The organism is Mycobacterium sp. SP-6446, from assembly GCF_001954045.1.
In the GTDB taxonomy this organism is placed as follows: Bacteria; Actinomycetota; Actinomycetes; order Mycobacteriales; family Mycobacteriaceae; genus Mycobacterium.
In genome coordinates this window covers 1-2,099 of sequence record NZ_MBEM01000014.1, presented here as the reverse complement: position 1 = coordinate 2,099, position 2,099 = coordinate 1, and the positions used below count along the sequence as shown (strand labels likewise).

Annotated in this window: 2 protein-coding genes and 1 pseudogene; all 3 read right to left on the bottom strand. The window is 66.1% G+C overall.

Features of this window, described 5'->3' with window-relative positions:
* Positions 1 to 1,295: NAD(P)(+) transhydrogenase (Re/Si-specific) subunit beta (locus A5736_RS01365; protein ID WP_076244090.1), on the bottom strand; the 1,295-nt coding region annotated here is incomplete at its 3' end.
* The gene (locus A5736_RS01360) at positions 1,292 to 1,621 is read right to left on the bottom strand and encodes an NAD(P) transhydrogenase subunit alpha (protein ID WP_076121505.1); all 330 of its coding nucleotides are present in this window, start codon (positions 1,619 to 1,621) and stop codon (positions 1,292 to 1,294) included. The genes A5736_RS01365 and A5736_RS01360, both read right to left, overlap by 4 nt.
* Positions 1,622 to 2,099, bottom strand: a pseudogene (locus A5736_RS01355) (NAD(P)(+) transhydrogenase (Re/Si-specific) subunit alpha); the annotation flags it as partial. It lies immediately after the preceding gene.

Genomic DNA, 2,099 nt, shown 5'->3' with positions numbered 1-2,099 from the left:
AGCACGATCACCGACCTGGCCTTGTCCACATTGAGAATCGGCATGCCGTAGATCGGACTCGACGCCTCATTGCGGGCCGCCGGGTTGGTGACATCGTTGGCGCCGATGACGATCGCGACGTCGGTGCGGGCGAACTCGTCGTTGATGTCGTCCATGTCTTTCATGGCGTCATAGTCCACCTCGGCCTCGGCCAGCAACACATTCATGTGCCCGGGCATGCGGCCGGCCACCGGGTGGATCGCGTACTTCACCGGCACGCCCTTGTCCTCCAGCAGCGAAGCCATGTCCTTGACGGCGTGCTGCGCCTGCGCGACGGCCAGGCCGTAACCCGGGACCACGATCACCTGGTTGGCGTAGGCCATCTGGATCGCCGCATCGGAGGCCGATGTGGACTTGACGTGCTTGTCGCCGCCGCCGTCGCCGCTGGGCGCGACGCCAGCGCCGCCGAAACCGCCGGCGACGATCGCCGGGATGGACCTGTTCATCGCCTTGGCCATCAGGTTGGTCAGGATCGAACCCGAGGCGCCGACGATCATGCCCGCCACGATCATCGCGGTGTTGTTCAACGCCAATCCCGCCGCGGCGGCCGACAGCCCCGTCATCGCGTTCAGCAGTGAGATGACCACGGGCATGTCGGCGCCGCCGATTGGTAGCACCACCATCAGGCCCAGCACGCCGGCCGCGGCCAGCAGGCCGATCATCCACCACAGCGACACCCCGCCGCTGCCGGGGTGTGCGTCCAGGCCGATGACCACGGCGGCCGCGACGGCCGCGGCCAGCAGCAGCACATTGATCGGTTGCTGGGCCCTGCCGAAACCGATCGGCGATCCGGAGATGATCTCCTGCAGTTTGCCGAACGCGATGATCGAGCCCCAGAACGAGATCGATCCGATGATCGCGGCGAACAACGACGCCACCACGATGTGCACGGTCGGCGACTCGTGGTGCTGGAAGGCCGAGAAGCCTGATGTCTCAATGAATTCCGAGAGCGCGATGAGCGCGACGGTGCCGCCGCCGACGCCGTTGAAGAACGCCACCAGCTGGGGCATGGCGGTCATCTTGGTCAACCGCGCCGGCGGAACACCGAGCACGACGCCCACCACGAGGCCGGCGATGATCAATACCCATTGGTCGGTGTGCCGGATCTTGACAAGGGTCGCCGCCACAGCGATGGCCATGCCCACCGCGGCGATCAGGTTGCCGCGCACCGCGGTCTTGGGGCCCGTCAGACCCATCAGACCGTAGATGAAGAGCGCGAACGAAATGATGTACAGGCCGATTACCAAGTAGTTCATTTGGCCGCCGGCTCCTCGGTCTTCGCTTGGGGCACACGCTTTTTGCCCTTGAACATGCCGAGCATCCGGTCGGTGACGATGAAACCGCCGATGACGTTCAGTGTCCCGAACACCACCGCCACGAACAGGATGATCTGCACGGCCAGCGACGGGTGCTCGACCTCGCCGAACACCACCAGCGCGCCGAGCACCACGATCCCGTGGATGGCGTTGGTCCCCGACATCAGGGGGGTGTGCAGCGTGTTGGGCACCTTCGAGATCACCGCGAACCCGACGAACCCGGAGAGCACCAGGATCGCCAGATTGGCCAATAGTTCGTCGTACATCTAGGAGTCCTCCCCGCGGGTCACGCACGACTCCGAGATGACCTCGTCGTCGAAGTCCGGCGCCAGCTTCCCATCCTTGATCAGCAGATCCAGCAGCGCGGTGATGTTCTTGCTGTAGAGCTCGCTGGCGTGCTCGGGCATCGTCGCCGGCAGGTTCAGGGGCGACGCGATAGTCACGTCATGCTTGACCACCGTCTGCCCCGGTTCGGTGAGCTCGCAGTTGCCGCCGGCCTCTCCCGCCAGGTCGACGATGACGCTGCCGGGTTTCATCGCCTCCACCGCCGCGGCGGTCACCAGACGCGGCGCGGGCCGGCCCGGCACCAACGCCGTGGTGATCACCACGTCGAATCCGCTGATCGCGTCTTCCAACGCCTTCTGCTGCTGGGCGCGTTCGTCTTCGGTGAGCTCGCGGGCGTAGCCGCCCTCGCCGGCCGCGTCGATCCCGACGTCCAGCCACTGCGCCCCCACCGAGCGCACC